The organism is Marinobacter nitratireducens (assembly GCF_000708045.1).
In the GTDB taxonomy this organism is placed as follows: Bacteria; Pseudomonadota; Gammaproteobacteria; order Pseudomonadales; family Oleiphilaceae; genus Marinobacter; species Marinobacter nitratireducens.
The window spans coordinates 296,234-310,599 of the sequence record NZ_ANIE01000003.1 but is presented as its reverse complement, the minus strand read 5'-3'; the positions used below and the strand labels follow the sequence as shown (position 1 = coordinate 310,599).

At 54.9% G+C, this 14,366-nt stretch carries 15 protein-coding genes and 1 tRNA gene; 6 read left to right on the top strand and 10 right to left on the bottom strand.

Translation table 11 applies throughout. The features are described from left to right. Positions 1–22: 22 nt before the first annotated feature. The 4 genes from prpC to D777_RS03320 all read right to left on the bottom strand — a co-directional run bounded on the left by prpC (position 23) and on the right by D777_RS03320 (position 4,072). Positions 23–1,156, bottom strand: a complete 1,134-nt coding sequence (gene prpC / locus D777_RS03335; RefSeq protein ID WP_036129568.1) for a bifunctional 2-methylcitrate synthase/citrate synthase — start codon at positions 1,154–1,156, stop codon at positions 23–25. Positions 1,157–1,180: 24 nt separating this feature from the next. Further along, positions 1,181–2,068 carry a methylisocitrate lyase gene (gene prpB / locus D777_RS03330; RefSeq protein WP_036128721.1) on the bottom strand — a complete coding sequence of 296 codons (888 nt, stop codon included), beginning with the start codon at positions 2,066–2,068 and terminating at the stop codon, positions 1,181–1,183. Positions 2,069–2,085: 17 nt separating this feature from the next. Then, positions 2,086–2,766 (bottom strand): GntR family transcriptional regulator, encoded by a 681-nt coding sequence (locus D777_RS03325; RefSeq protein WP_036128719.1) that lies wholly within the window; start codon positions 2,764–2,766, stop codon positions 2,086–2,088. A gap of 187 nt (positions 2,767–2,953) precedes the next feature. Beyond that, the gene (locus D777_RS03320) at positions 2,954–4,072 is read right to left on the bottom strand and encodes a ShlB/FhaC/HecB family hemolysin secretion/activation protein (protein ID WP_036128716.1); all 1,119 of its coding nucleotides are present in this window, start codon (positions 4,070–4,072) and stop codon (positions 2,954–2,956) included. Between the two features lie 270 nt (positions 4,073–4,342). Between D777_RS03320 and galU the strand changes: the two genes are divergently transcribed. After that, on the top strand, positions 4,343–5,179 hold the full coding sequence (gene galU / locus D777_RS03315) for a UTP--glucose-1-phosphate uridylyltransferase GalU (RefSeq protein ID WP_036128714.1): 837 nt from the start codon (positions 4,343–4,345) through the stop codon (positions 5,177–5,179). Between the two features lie 17 nt (positions 5,180–5,196). Here galU and D777_RS03310 read toward each other — a convergent pair whose 3' ends face one another. Beyond that, the gene (locus tag D777_RS03310) at positions 5,197–5,613 is read right to left on the bottom strand and encodes a helix-turn-helix transcriptional regulator (protein WP_036128712.1); all 417 of its coding nucleotides are present in this window, start codon (positions 5,611–5,613) and stop codon (positions 5,197–5,199) included. A gap of 132 nt (positions 5,614–5,745) precedes the next feature. Between D777_RS03310 and D777_RS03305 the strand changes: the two genes are divergently transcribed. The 4 genes from D777_RS03305 (at position 5,746) to D777_RS03290 (ending at position 9,169) form a co-directional block, all read left to right on the top strand. Then, complete coding sequence (locus D777_RS03305; RefSeq protein ID WP_036128709.1) at positions 5,746–6,819, top strand: hypothetical protein; 1,074 nt, start codon at positions 5,746–5,748, stop codon at positions 6,817–6,819. A 37-nt stretch (positions 6,820–6,856) separates the two neighbouring features. After that, positions 6,857–7,942, top strand: coding sequence for a hypothetical protein (locus D777_RS03300; RefSeq protein ID WP_036128708.1), 1,086 nt, complete (start codon positions 6,857–6,859; stop codon positions 7,940–7,942). A 147-nt stretch (positions 7,943–8,089) separates the two neighbouring features. Continuing rightward, on the top strand, positions 8,090–9,040 hold the full coding sequence (locus D777_RS03295; protein WP_036128705.1) for a DMT family transporter: 951 nt from the start codon (positions 8,090–8,092) through the stop codon (positions 9,038–9,040). 52 nt (positions 9,041–9,092) lie between these two features. Continuing rightward, positions 9,093–9,169: transfer RNA gene (locus D777_RS03290), tRNA-Val, on the top strand. A 56-nt stretch (positions 9,170–9,225) separates the two neighbouring features. On the opposite strand, the gene D777_RS03285 is transcribed toward D777_RS03290, so the two are convergent. Both D777_RS03285 and D777_RS03280 read right to left on the bottom strand, forming a co-directional pair. Next, complete coding sequence (locus tag D777_RS03285; RefSeq protein WP_036128703.1) at positions 9,226–10,173, bottom strand: 5-oxoprolinase subunit C family protein; 948 nt, start codon at positions 10,171–10,173, stop codon at positions 9,226–9,228. Between the two features lie 2 nt (positions 10,174–10,175). Further along, positions 10,176–10,886, bottom strand: coding sequence for a 5-oxoprolinase subunit B family protein (locus tag D777_RS03280; protein WP_036128702.1), 711 nt, complete (start codon positions 10,884–10,886; stop codon positions 10,176–10,178). 118 nt (positions 10,887–11,004) lie between these two features. On the opposite strand from D777_RS03280, the gene D777_RS03275 reads away from it, so the two are divergent. Then, a complete protein-coding gene (locus D777_RS03275) occupies positions 11,005–11,832 on the top strand; it encodes an RluA family pseudouridine synthase (protein WP_036128700.1) in 828 nt (275 codons plus the stop codon). Positions 11,833–11,852: 20 nt separating this feature from the next. Here D777_RS03275 and D777_RS03270 read toward each other — a convergent pair whose 3' ends face one another. From D777_RS03270 to purC, 3 genes are read right to left on the bottom strand one after another with little or no spacing between them, the layout of a single operon-like run. Continuing rightward, a complete protein-coding gene (locus D777_RS03270) occupies positions 11,853–12,860 on the bottom strand; it encodes an NAD-dependent epimerase (RefSeq protein ID WP_036128697.1) in 1,008 nt (335 codons plus the stop codon). A gap of 11 nt (positions 12,861–12,871) precedes the next feature. After that, positions 12,872–13,606 (bottom strand): TIGR04219 family outer membrane beta-barrel protein, encoded by a 735-nt coding sequence (locus D777_RS03265; RefSeq protein ID WP_036128695.1) that lies wholly within the window; start codon positions 13,604–13,606, stop codon positions 12,872–12,874. A gap of 31 nt (positions 13,607–13,637) precedes the next feature. Further along, a complete protein-coding gene (gene purC, locus D777_RS03260; protein WP_036128693.1) occupies positions 13,638–14,351 on the bottom strand; it encodes a phosphoribosylaminoimidazolesuccinocarboxamide synthase in 714 nt (237 codons plus the stop codon). Positions 14,352–14,366: the final 15 nt, after the last annotated feature.

Sequence of the window (14,366 nt, the reverse complement as noted above, 5' to 3'; positions counted from 1 at the left end):
CGCGGCAGCCCTCGAATTGCCCTTAGCTACGCTGGTCGATTGGCAGCCACTCTTCACTTTCCGGGCCGGTGTACTCGGCACTTGGACGGATAATCCGATTGTTGGCCCGCTGCTCCTTAACGTGAGCAGTCCAGCCAGATACCCGTGACATCACAAAGATCGGCGTAAACAGCTCGGTCGGAATGCCCATGAAGTGATAGGCAGAGGCATGGAAGAAGTCCGCGTTACAGAACAGCTTCTTCTCGCGCCACATGACTTCCTCGCAACGGACAGACACCGGGTAAAGAACGGTATCGCCAACTTCCTGTGCCAGCTTCTCGGACCATTTCTTGATGATCACGTTACGCGGATCCGATTCGCTGTAGATCGCGTGACCGAAGCCCATGATCTTATCCTTGCGCGCCAGCATACCCATGAGGCCGGCTTCAGCCTCTTCCGGGCTCTGGAACTTCTGAATCAGCTCCATGGCAGCCTCGTTGGCACCACCGTGCAGCGGTCCGCGCAGGGAGCCAATTGCTCCGGTGACACAGCTATGAATGTCAGACAGCGTGGAGGCGCACACACGAGCAGTAAAGGTAGACGCGTTGAATTCGTGCTCTGCATAGAGAATCAGCGACACGTTCATCACACGCTCATGCAGCTCGCTCGGCTTCTTGCCATGGAGTAGCTCCAGGAACAGACCACCGATGGAATCGCTTTCAGTGGCACTGGTATCAATGCGGATACCCTCATGCGCGAAGCGATACCAGTAGGTAATGATGGCCGGGAATACCGCCAGCATCCGGTCGATCTTGTCGTCTTGTTCACTGAAGTCGTTTTCAGTTTCCAGATTGCCCAGCATGGAGCAGCCGGTGCGCATGACATCCATCGGGTGAGCGTTCTTGGGAATCTGCTCAAGAACGGTCTTCAGCGCGTCAGGCAGCGTACGCAGGCTCTGGAGTTTCTGCTTATAAGCATCAAGCTCCTGCTGGTTCGGCAGCTTTCCACGCAGTAGCAGGTACGCCACTTCTTCGAACTGGGCATTGTCGGCCAGATCGGTAATGTCATAGCCACGATAGGTCAGGCCGGTACCAGTTTTTCCGACGGTACACAGAGCGGTTTCACCGGCAACCTGTCCACGCAGGCCTGCGCCACCAAGTTTCTTTGCTTCAGCCATGGTCATTCTCCCTCTAGTCGTTGTTTAGCCTTTGTTCTGGGTGAAAAGCTTGTCCAGCTTCTGCTCAAAGTCGTGGTAGTTGAGGAAATCGTACAGCTCCATGCGAGTCTGCATCAGGTCCACAACATCTTTCTGATCGCCTTTTTCCAGAATGTTCTGGTAGACAGTCAGCGCCGCTTTGTTCATGGCACGGAAGGCGCTCAGCGGATAAAGCACCATCGCGGCGCCGGCTTCGGCGAGCTCAGCCTTGTTGTACAACGGAGTGGCTCCAAACTCGGTGATATTTGCCAGAATCGGCGCATCAATGGCCTCGGCAAATGCTTTGTAATCAGAAAGCTCATGAACGGCCTCAGCAAAGATGCCATCCGCACCCGCTTCGATACAGGCCTTTGCACGGTCGATGGCGGCTTCGAGGCCTTCCTTCTGGAAGGCGTCCGTACGCGCCATGATGAAGAAATCTTTGTCTTCACGGGCATCGGCAGCGGCTTTGATCCGATCCACCATTTCTTCTTTGGAGACGATTTCCTTGTTCGGACGGTGGCCGCAACGCTTCTGGGCGACCTGATCCTCAATGTGGACAGCCGCAGCACCAGCTCGTTCCATTTCCTTGATGGTGCGGGCAATGTTGAACGCCCCACCCCAACCGGTATCGATATCCACCAGCAGCGGCAGATCCGTCGCAGCAGTGATTCGACGGACATCTTCAACGACGTCGTTCATGCTGGTCATGCCAAGATCAGGAAGGCCGTAAGAGGCGTTTGCAACACCGCCGCCCGACAGGTAGATAGCTTGATGCCCCACCCGTTCCGCCATCATGGCGGCGTAGGCGTTGATAGTGCCAACGATTTGAAGCGGTTGATTTTCTGTCAGCGCCTTGCGGAAACGGGCACCCGGGGAAAGCTTATCGGCCATAACAATATCCTCTCTTATCAGATCGTTAGAACGCCTTCTTCAATCTTTTTCTCGATATTCAAACGCGCGGCATTGATGTGTCTTTTCATCAGGAATTCGGCGAGTTCACCATCGCGCTGAGCAATGGCTTCGACGATACGGCGGTGTTCACCAAGCGCCAGATGGGGGCGCCCGGCTGAGGTGCTTAACCGGTAACGGTACATCCGCACCATGTAATAGAGATCGCCCAAGAGCATCTGAGCAAGCTTAGTATTGCGGCTACCTGTGGCAATCCGATGATGGAAATCGTAATCGCCCTCGGCTTGATAATACGCCTGGCCCTGAGCCTCTTCGATCATTTTTTCGTGGCTGTCCAATGTAGACTTCAGATCTCTGATTTCCTCATCGGTCATGCGTTCAGCGGCCTGCTTTGCCGCCAACCCTTCCATCACTTCCCGGATTCGGTAGAGTTCGAGCAGTTCGGAAGCACTGACAGAGACCACTTTCACACCCGCATGCGGGCGACGAATCAGAAGACCGCGAGACTCAAGGCGCCCTAACGCCTCTCGCAATGGCCCCCGGGTAAGATCAAAGCGCGAGCACAGCTCGACTTCGCCAATCTTTTCGCCGGGTGCCAGATCGCCCGTGACGATTGCTGTTTGCAGACAATCGAAGGCTTCATCGGCTCGGGTTTGGGTCTGGATCGGTGCTTCAGCCATATTTTGTTAACAATCCTGTATCGAATGATGGAAAATTACGCCGAGTTCGCGAGATTGTCAACAAAAAGGAAGGGGCAGGTCAGTAGGGATCGCCAACCAGGTCAGAGCCATCAACAGGAAATCAGCAACTTAGAGGACAGGAAAGAAAATGGGACTCGGTTTTGTTAACAAAACCGGCTTACCGAACCTACAGGTCAATATGCAAAGACAAGGAAACGTCTGGAGACTTGGGCACAGCAAAGCTGCCGCCATCCGCTTCAAACATCTTACCAACCGTCAGGCTGGCGTCAAAACTGGCGGACCGCAAAAACAAGGACGCCTCATAAGCGGTCGCCCGCGCAGACTGGCCGAGCTGGCCATCAGTGTCAGGCACCCACCCTCGCAGCGTTGCCAGGCGGAAGTTAGTTCGAACATCAGCCACATACGGAACAATAAACGACGGGCTTTGAGCACCCAGTTTTAACCAGCCACCCTCATCTGCAGACAGAGAGTTACCGGCAAATCCCGTTAAAAGAGATGAAGAGGCGACTGTAACCTGTTCTGAATCCGGCAACGGCTCTTCAGAAAACTGATAGTGTCCATCCAGCGATACACGCCAGTTTGTTAACTCGCGGGAGAGCGACGAAGAAACCGCCAACTTGCGATAACTGACGTTCGACTCGTCCCGCCGCTCAGAAGCGCGGGTAGCCTCATATTCGGTTCCGACCTGGGCATCTACTCGGGTCTGTAACGAAAACAGCGACAGCACCTGACCTTCCCCAACCGCTTGCAACCCCATCGAAGAGCGCCGCTCTGTTGTACTACTGTCCCACGCTCCAGACTGGAACTCGTCTGAGGACCTTGCAAAATGCTTGATCGTGCTATTAAAACGTATACCGCGCGCCGACATCAGAGGTCTGGTGACCAGGAGCGCCATCGAACGCCGCTGAACGGCTTCAGACACCCTGGCCCCGTTCGACGTCTCGGCGTCCTGGTAGCCTCGGTCAGAGAGGTTAAGCTGAACACGGGCACCTTCCAGCGGGAACGAGTATTGCAACCTCAATAAATCCCGATGACGGTCGGCTTTCGGGACGGAGTCATTATAGAACCGAACTCCCATGGTGTGTCCCGGGAAGATCAGACTATTCGCCTCCACCCCGACATTGCCACGAAACGTTTCCCTGGTCTGCGCAGATGCTCCAGAGAACTGAAGTTTGGAGTCCAACCAGTGTGGACGATGCTCAGTGACGAGCGCCGCGGAAGCTGATGCAATGTAAGCGCACCAAATCAGTGCGATGCAAAAGAGTTTGTTCACAAACCAAGCCATCTAGTGACCGAAGAAACATCCCGGCGCCAAGCCGGCAATCCTTAATTTCATGTAATGTATTCGTTGCGCCCGAAACACGCCAGCAACGCTTGCCAAACGTTACAATTCGACTCAGTTCGAATCACTCTATGACGGTACTGAAATGAAGGCTCTTCGCCGGAAGGTCTCCATTTAACAGATAGCTTTGGGTACACTCGGCACACTTTGTGAATAGCCCTAACTGATACATATTCAATTCAAGGCAGAAAGCTGAACAGAAGGATGAGCACCATGATCAAAAAATGCCTGTTTCCCGTTGCTGGTTACGGAACCCGATTCCTCCCTGCAACCAAGGCCATGCCCAAGGAAATCCTTCCGGTGGTCAACAAACCTCTGGTTCAGTACGGGGTTGAGGAAGCGGCTGACGCCGGCATTCACGAATTCGGCTTTGTAACCGGTCGAGGCAAACGGGCCATCGAGGACCATTTCGATATCAGTTATGAGCTGGAGCACCAGATCGCCGGCTCCGGTAAGGAGGACCTTCTCACCTCCATCAGGGATCTGATCAACAACAACAGCTTTGCCTTTACCCGCCAGAATGAAATGAAAGGCCTCGGCCATGCGATTCTGACTGGTCGCAATCTGGTTGGCGACAATCCTTTCGCCGTCGTCCTGGCCGATGACTTCTGTCTGGGGAATGAAGGCGAAGATGGCGTACTGACCCAGATGGTCAAGCTGTACAAGCAGTTCCGGTGCTCCATCGTAGCCATTGAAGAAGTGCCCGAGAACGAGACCCACAAGTACGGCGTCATCGCCGGCGAACCCATGAAGGATGGACTCTACCGTATTACAGATATGGTCGAGAAACCGGCACCGGAAGACGCGCCAAGCAACCTGGCCATTATCGGCCGATATATTCTTACTCCGGATATATTCGAGATCATTGAGAATACGCCGCCCGGAAAGAACGGTGAGGTGCAGATTACCGACGCGCTACTCCAGCAAGCACAGAACGGCTGCGTGCTGGCCTACCAGTTCAAAGGGCGCCGCTTTGACTGCGGAAGCATCGACGGTTTTGTGGAAGCCACAAATTACGTCTACGAGAACATCTACAAGAAAGGCAAATAAAGACCGGGCGACTGGGATCAGTCGCCCAGAATCTGCAGCACCATGCGCTGGTTATCGGAGGAGCTTTTCCGAAACCGGCGCAGCAGTTCGGCTTCATCCTCAGAAAGCTGAACCCGATCAATCTCCTCCTCCAGCTGTTTCAGCGCGGCAGAGAGATCATCACTGTTACTGAAGGCCAGCCCCGGCAACTCCAACTGCCCGTCATCCCCGGCGGCATCGAGATCCAGCAGGTTATCCAAAGGCGTTTCAGTCTTCAGGCACAGGTCAAACAACTCACTAACACCAGGGTAGCTTCGCTTCCGGACATCTGTCGCCTCCCAGCTCTTCACCTGGCTCTCATCCACGCCACACATCTGGGCAACATCCAGCGTCGAAAGCTTGCCTGCCTCGCGAATACGCCGTAAGCGGCGATGGAACGTTTCGAGGTACCGCATGACTGAATTGTGACTCCTCTCACAAGCTAAACACATTTTGTTACATTTTCGTCCTAACCTTTTGCCGTTTCAAACAATGAAACTGTATGTTAATTGGCCAGGCACACTATAAAAACAAGAAGGACTGGTCTGATGCCCTACAAGGGAATCCTGCTGGCAGGCGCCCTCCTCGTCATTAGCGTTGGTGGAGCCGGCTTCCTATTACTGAAAGACAATAATAGCGGTTTCAGCTGGCAATACAGCGAGGCAGAAATGCAAACGCAGCCCTTAGCTCCCCGCCCTGCTGCTCACGAATCCTTTGAAGACACCGAAGATGACACTCAAAGCGCGCCGGAAGCAAATCCGATGGGGTTCATGTTAGCTCGCGTGGCGGATCAGTACGAGCAATCTATTCGGTATCCTTCCTGGTCCATCCCACTTAATCCTGGTCAGGCCCAGGGCTATCAGGGCAACACTTACTCCCCACTCTCGCTACCACTGGGTGATTCTGGCCAATTCGTTGTCACCCTGGACAAATTCCGATTTACCCGGGGAGAATCCATTCTGGTTATTGCCACAATAACCGGCCCCCAGGTCGCGGGTCGCACACTGCAGGCAACACTCTCTCAGCCTGAAACCGCCTCAAAGGTGGATGCGACAGATCTCACCATTGACGGCACATCCGGTTACTACGAAGGCGTACTCTCAAGTGATCATGAACCCGGAGAATACCGCCTGATTGTCGAAGCCCGAATTGATGGCTCGCCCGTCCGGCACGTATCCACCCTCACCATTGAGCCTTTTCTTGGCGAATTTAAAGGGCTCGGAGACACTTACGTCGAAGGCAACAACCTCATCATCCCGGTCAAATTCGATGCTGAGCAATCAGGCTTCTACTCCCTGTCCGCACAACTCTATGCTGGCGCTACCCCGGTTGCACAACTCCAGGCGGAAAAGCAGCTTGACGGATCATCGGATACATTCAAGCTTCGCGCTCACGGTACGGTTCTGGCCAACCTCGACCCCATTAACGACTTTTCCATTCGCTATCTTCAGCTGAGACAGATGCCCGCTCGTCCCGGTGACCGCACCAATTATGGTTACGGGCCTGAAGATGGCTATTCATTCACACCACCGGACCTCGAATCGCTCCAAGACACGCCGGCGGTGAATCCCGAATCGGAACAACGGGCAGCCCTGCTCAAGCGGCTGGCCGACAAGTTCTGATGCCGTAAAACAATAAATCAAGAAACACGGAGCAATCATGACAACAATGAAACTAGGAAGTGCCTGTAAAACCGCCCTTGCAGTTGCTGTAACCAGCAGCCTCTTTGTTGGAAGCGCCCAGGCCCAGCTGGCTGGACACAACGTCATTCTGGTGCATGGATTCCAGCAGGAGGATCTGGCCAACCCGCCAGCCGACTTGCAGGCGGTCAAGGATGCGGGCGAAGACTATTGGCGGACGTTCTGGCTGTCTCGGGCTGAAGCACGGATCGACTGGGCAAGCGACGGCCGGGTTGAAGGCAAAATTGCACAACAAGCCTACCAACAGGTTCGTCAGATCAGCCAGCAGGGACTGTGCAACAACTACTGCATCATCGTATCCCACTCAACCGGAGACCTGGTGACCCGTTATCTGTTGGAAAACCAGGCGCGCTGGCTCCAGTCAGAGGGGCTCCCGCCCCTTAAGATCCTGGCATCCCTGGATTATTCCGGTGCCGGTGGCGGCACAGACCTCGCCGACCTGGCCATGGATCTCGCCTACAACGACAGCTGGTACAACTGGCCACTGAGAGCGGCGGTTGAGGCGTTCACTGGCATTGAGCCAGAGCCGGGTAAACTGGGCGTCGTTAACGACCTTCAGACCAACGTGTCCCGTAACCTTGCAGTCTCCCCCAATACAATCCCGCGGCTTCGCTTTGTTGCTGGGGGCTCGTCCTACGGTGGAATCACCAAGCCCTTCATTTCCGGCACTGACGACGGTGTGGTACCCACTCACTCGGCTTGCGGCGCTACGACCGCGGTCGGGATCGATTCGTGCTCCGATTCGATCAGCCTCGCCGGCAAAGTAACCAGCCAGGATGGCCCTGATGCACTTTACTACAACCACTTTCCCATTCTGATGAACGAAGGCGTTACCCATAGCGGTGTGCTGGGCACAGAAACCGGCAACATCTCGGTGCCTGTGGTGAACAACCGTACATTAGGGGTGCAGGTCGATTTCGCCAGCCGTACTTACAATCAGCGGGCATGGTGGCAGTTGTGGGGGGCCGGCGACACTTACATTGAAGTCCCCGGTTCGGATCAGACCGACATGTCGACACTGGTCTACACCACGCTGAACAACTGATCACTGAAACGCCATTCCAATAAAGGATATAGGGGCTCAGGGAAGAGCCAATTTGAAACTATCGGTTTCACCGATCTATCTTTTTTAGTTCGCAAACTATACATTGTTCCGCTTTCCCGTCGCCGAAATCCAACAAACGGAAAAGCAATGTCGAACGCCCAGAAATCCGATCTCCTCCTCGTTGTCGTTACCTTACTTGCGGCTATAAGCTGGATGTTCTCGAAAGAGGCAATTCTGCTCATGCCCCCGCTTCTGTTTTCCGCGTCTCGCTTTCTCATTGCCGGTCTTGTTCTTACCCTCATCGCCTGGCCGTCCGTTAAAAAGCTAAGCCTGGATCAGATTAGCCGAAGCGCCGGTGTTGGGACGGTTTTCGGCATCGCTATGAGCTTCTGGGTCATGGGGCTGTTCCATATCACCAGCCTCGGTGAAGGTGCATTTCTCACCAGCCTTGGCGTGGTGATTGTGCCGGTCATTGCTCGACTACTGTTCAAGGAAGCTCAGCCCGCATCAACCTGGCTGGCACTCCCCATCGCCGTTGCGGGGCTGGCACTCCTGTCGCTCAAGAACGGCTTCAATCCGGAAGCCGGGCAGATTTTCTTTGTTGTAGCCGCCACGATCTTCGCGCTCTACTTCACACTGAATACCCGGGCCGCCAACCAACGGACCGTGGTTAAACGCTCCGGGCAGATCGTCGAGAAACAGAAGGTTCCGCCCTTGCCCCTCACGGCGCTGGCGCTGCTCACGGTAGGTCTTGTTACGTTACCCATCTCCTTTACCCTCGAATCCTGGGCCCCGACATTCAAAAACCCGGACCCGATGCTGATCTGGTGGGTCGCAGCCAGTGCTGTCATTGGCACTGCCGGTCGCTTTTTGCTGCAAACCCTGGCTCAGAGCCTTTCGGCCCATAGCCATGGTGTCGTCATTCTTATCTTGGAACCTGTATGGGTGACGCTATTCGCTGCGGGCTGGTTTGGAGAGATGATGACGCCACTGCAAATGGGCGGTTGTGGACTGATTTTCGCAGCTCTGATCGTCAACCGCTGGGGCGTCTTGAGCAAAGCCATCAAGAGCACACTGCGGAAACAAAAAACCGCATAAAGTGGTTGACCGCCAACAGGCGCATCAGTATATTACGACCCCGTTGCAGGACAGGACCATAGCTCAGTTGGTTAGAGCGCTACCTTGACATGGTAGAGGTCCCCAGTTCGAATCTGGGTGGTCCTACCAATCCTGCCAAGAAAGTCAGTTACTTACGGCAACCGTGAGAACTGGCTTTTTTTATTTCACCCTCCCCGAAAAAATCGCAAAAATTCAGCATATTGTCGGTGGGCCTTTTCAAGAGATTTCGGTCGGAAGCGCACCCGGGTACCGGGCTTACATTGTGCCAGACGGCTACACGCCAACGGAGTCACGGTTCCCAGACGGGGGTATCCCCCAATAGTCTGGCGGTCGTTCAGAAGAACAATCGGATGCCCATCAGGCGGTACCTGAACCGCACCAAGCGCCAACCCCTCAGATATCATATTGTTTACAGCCCCCCTAATGAGAGGGCCATTCAATCGAATGCCCATACGGTCTGACCGGTTGTCGACTTCCCAGACTTTATTGAAAACATCGAAGATACTGCGCCCGGTAAAGTGCGCGATCTGGGCTCCGGGAATCATATCCAGCTCAGGCAACTCGCTGTAATCAAGTCTTTCTGATTCAGGCACTTTCCTCACCGCATGATCGACCGCGAGATCGTCCTCCGGCATGCCGTGCACAACATCACCCACTGCCAGAGCCCCACCCTCCCCATCGTGACCGCCGAGCCGTTCCCGACCAACGGCCGAAAGGCTGCCAAGTACGTTTTCGGCGCAGAAACCACCCGCGACAGCAAGGTAGGCTCGAAGGCCAGACCGGGGAGACCCGAAGGCTAGCCGCTGACCAGGCTCAAGCCGAAGTGTTTGCCACGGCGTTACTGCCACATCATCCAGTGTCACCCCCAGGTCTGCCCCTGTCAGTGCTACCGACGCGCCCCTGACCGCCTCAAGAACCAATCCTCCAAAGGTCACTTCCACGGTTGCCGCGCCCCATGCATTGCCCAGCAACCAGTTCGCCCAGGCCCAGGCATGTAAATCCGCCGCTCCACCCTGAGTAATGCCCAGATGGCGAACACCAAACCTGCCCGCATCCTGCAACATTGCCAACGGCCCTGGCGTTACCACTCGGAACACAGGTTCTGACCCCATACTCACGCTTCCTCCTGAGGTGTTGGGTCACCGCCAAGCTTCAGAAACTCGCCCTTGGTCACTGGAACCATCCTGACCCGGTCGCCAACCTGCAGAAAGCTCATCTCGTCCCGCTGCCGGTCGAACAGCGTTATGGGCGTCCGGCCGATGATGTTCCAACCCCCGGGCGACACCGCGGGATAGGCCGATGTCTGACGACCTGCGATGGAGACACTGCCTGCATGAACCCGTTGGCGCGGCGTGGATAGCCGGGTGGTTTCCAACGCAGGGTCAACAACGCCCATGAATGCAAAGCCAGGCGCAAATCCAAGAGCATAGACCCGGTACTCAGTACCTGCATGTAACTCAACCACCTCATCCACCCCCATGGACCATCTCGACGCCAGCTTCGGCAAATCCGGGCCAACCGTCGGGTCATACCACACAGGGATTTTCTTGACCGGTGCTTCCGATGGGCCATTCTCCGGCGCAAGGCCATCTGCTGCACGCCGAATCACGGCCCGCGCTTCGTCCGGCGTGAAGGTAAGCGGATCGTACTGGATCAGCAGGGTGGTATAGGAAGGCACGAGATCAACGAGCGCGGTGCCAAATAGCGTCTCACATCGACGGGCCAACGACAGGATCCAACCGAGATTGTCCTCATCAATGGCATCAAAAAGACGAACCATCCAGGACCCGATGCCGGCGTTTTCGAATTTTGGGACTGGTGTCATCGAGCACTGTCTCTGTTTGAACGGGTAGTGAAGCTCACGCAATGCGAGGGTTTCGGGGTATTATAGCGAGTGTACATGCAGCACCCTGCTCCCAGAAAATCTTCCCGCAAAGTACCCGATGAGAAAACATTTCGATATTACTGCCGAATCACCTGTCACCGCCGTAGATGCGCTCGCTGATGCATCAGGTCTACCCAAACAACGGATCAAGGATGCGATGGCCAAAGGCGCCTGCTGGTGGACCCAGAAAGGCAAGCAGGTTCGACTGCGGAAAGCCAAGCGGACGCTAAAGAAAGGTTCTCGGCTGCAGCTGTTTTACGACGAGCAGGTACTCGCAAGAACGCCGGAAACACCGGAACTGCTCGAAGATAAGTCTCGCTACAGCGTCTGGTACAAACCCCATGGACTCCTGTCCCAGGGCTCCCAGTGGGGAGATCACTGCAGTCTGCTGAGACTGGTCGAGCAAAGATTAAACCGGCCCTGCTTTCTGGTTCACAGACTTGATGCAGATGCCGCCGGCCTGATGCTGATCGCCCACGATGGCAAGGCTGCGGCGGCCCTGTCTCAATGCCTCTCCGGACGCGAAATGACCAAAATCTACCGGGCCCGGGTTGAAGGCAAGCTCGTGTCGGAAAATCGATTGATCGACGCCCCCATAGACGGCAAAGAAGCTCGGAGCTGGGTATCGGCGGTGTCCGGCGATACCGTCGAGGTGAGGATCGAGACCGGGAGGAAGCACCAGATCCGGAAACATCTGGCTGGAATCGGCCACCCAATCATCGGCGACCGACTCTATGGCAACCAGGCTCGCGCACCGCTTCAACTGGTTGCCGTGGCACTCACTTTCGACTGTCCATTGACTCGCCGCCGAGTGGAACTCACATTGCCGGAAAGCCTCCATTCACTGACCGATGACGTCGCGCCTGCAAATCATCGGTCAGATTAGCTGTTCCACCTTTCGAAAGCTCAGACGTTGTAGAAGTTGCGATACCAGTCAACGAAGTTGGCGATGCCCTCATCTACCGAGGTGGCCGGTTTGTAGTCCACATCGTTGATCAGGTCATCCACGTTCGCATAGGTTGCGGGAACATCCCCGGGCTGCAGAGGCAGAAGGTTCTTTTGAGCCTTCTTGCCGACACGTTCCTCAATGATTTCAATGAAGCGGGACAGCTCGACAGGGTTGTTGCTGCCGATGTTGTAAATACGATACGGCGCCTTGCTGGTACCCGGGTCAGGTTGTGCACCCGTCCACGCTTCGTTGGGTTGCGCAACGTTATCGAGGGTTCGGATGACCCCTTCGACGATGTCGTCAATATAGGTAAAGTCCCGCTTGTGGTGGCCATGGTTAAACACGTCAATGGGCTCGCCCGCCAGGATCTTCTTGGTAAAAATAAACAATGCCATATCCGGCCGTCCCCAGGGACCATAAACGGTGAAAAACCGCAGGCCAGTCGTCGGCAGGTTGTAGAGGTGGCTGTAGGTGTGGGCCATCAATTCGTTGGCCTTCTTGGAGGCCGCATACAGACTTAGCGGATGGTCTACATTGTCGTGCACGGAAAACGGCATGGTTTCGTTAGCGCCGTACACGGAACTGCTGGAAGCATAGACGAGGTGCTTAACACCATTGTGTCGGCACCCCTCCAGAATATTCATAAAGCCAACAAGGTTGGCATCCACATAGGCATGAGGATTCTCGATGGAATAACGGACACCGGCTTGAGCAGCCAGGTGCACAACCCGCTCAGGCTGATGCTCGGCAAACAGCTTTTCCATGGCAGCCCGGTCCGATACATCCTGCCGGACCTCGGTAAAGCCGGGTTTACAGGTCAGGCGCTCAAGGCGGGCTTCCTTCAGGTTCACATCGTAGTAATCATTGACGTTGTCCACGCCAATGACCTCATCGCCACGATCCAGCAAGCGATGGGCCAGATGTGAACCGATAAATCCCGCGGTTCCCGTTACGAGAATCTTCAAGTTTTCTCTCCTTAAAACGCAAGACCGGCGCTAACAAAAGGCCCGTCGATTTCAATATCCAACTGGTCGTCGCCGTCGTCATAATCCACTGACATCTGGCGATAGCCGAGCCTGAGCTGTAGCAGCGAAATTTCATACTGGCCGTACACATTGAAATCATGGAGCGAATCACCATCAAAACTGATGACATTGCCCTCACCACCAACCGAGACACCTGTAAGAGGCAGATCAAAACGTGCAGCGATATACCCCATGGGCACTACACCATCAATGGAAGTCTTGTTGGTCAGTGTGCCGTTTACTTCCTGAACGATAAGCTCGGCATCGAGATCCCGCGCGGTGAGACCCAGATCCAGATTCACCCAGTTGTCGAGAACTTCGTAATAAAGCGTCAGATCCAGTTGCTCGAGATCAAGATCGGACTGAACATCAGCCCCACCAAAACTAACGCCACCAAAGTCTGCTGTGAGCTGCCCTCGCCCACTCTGTTCTACCAGGGTGTAGCTCAGCCTGACGTTGGGCAAAACCGGAATCGGATGCTCAACGTAGAGGGATGCGTTAGCGTTGGTGTCGCTGTCCAGGTTGAGCTGGTTTTCGACATCGACAACATCACCATTGTCCTGAACCTTTCCGGACAACTCAGAATCCCAGTAATTGACGCTGGCGCCCAGGCCAACAACATCCGCTTGCGCCAGAGGCGTAGCCAGAACCATGGAACTGCCTACGGCTATCATCAGTTTACGCATAACACACCCTTATACTTGTTGTATTTCAAACTCAGTCGAATTCGATTCCCAGACGGGCACCTACCTCTTCGTAGGTTTCAATAACGCTACCCAGCCCCTGGCGGAAACGATCCTTATCCATTTTCTTGCGGGTTTCCTTATCCCAAATACGACAGCCATCCGGACTGAACTCATCACCCAGTACGATGTCACCGCCGCTACGCCCGAACTCGAGCTTGTAGTCCACAAGCAGCATGCCCGCGTCATCAAACAGCGTCTTGAGGACATCGTTTACCTTGTAGGTCAGCTCTTTCATGCGGGCAAGCTCGTCAGCGGTCGCCCAGCCGAAGCTGACCGCGAGAGATTCATTGACCATCGGATCGTGCAGGGCGTCGTCCTTGAGAAACAGTTCATAAGTGGGCGGGTTAAGCTCCTGCCCTTCCTCAACACCAAGACGACGGCAAAGGCTGCCTGCAGAAATGTTACGCACGACGCATTCCACCGGAATCATATCGAGCTTCTTGACAAGCGATTCCGTGGACGAAAGCAACCCCTCGAAGTGGGTTGGCACACCCGCTGCTTCGAGCTTTTCCATCACAAAGGCGTTGAACTTGTTGTTCACCATACCTTTGCGATTCAGTTGCTCCTTCTTTTCACCATCAAATGCCGAGGTGTCGTCTCGAAAAACAAGGACAAACCGATCCGGATCATCGGTCTTGAATACGGATTTGGCTTTACCAGCGTAAAGTTCTTCGCGCTTTTCCATTAGAGGTCTCCGACG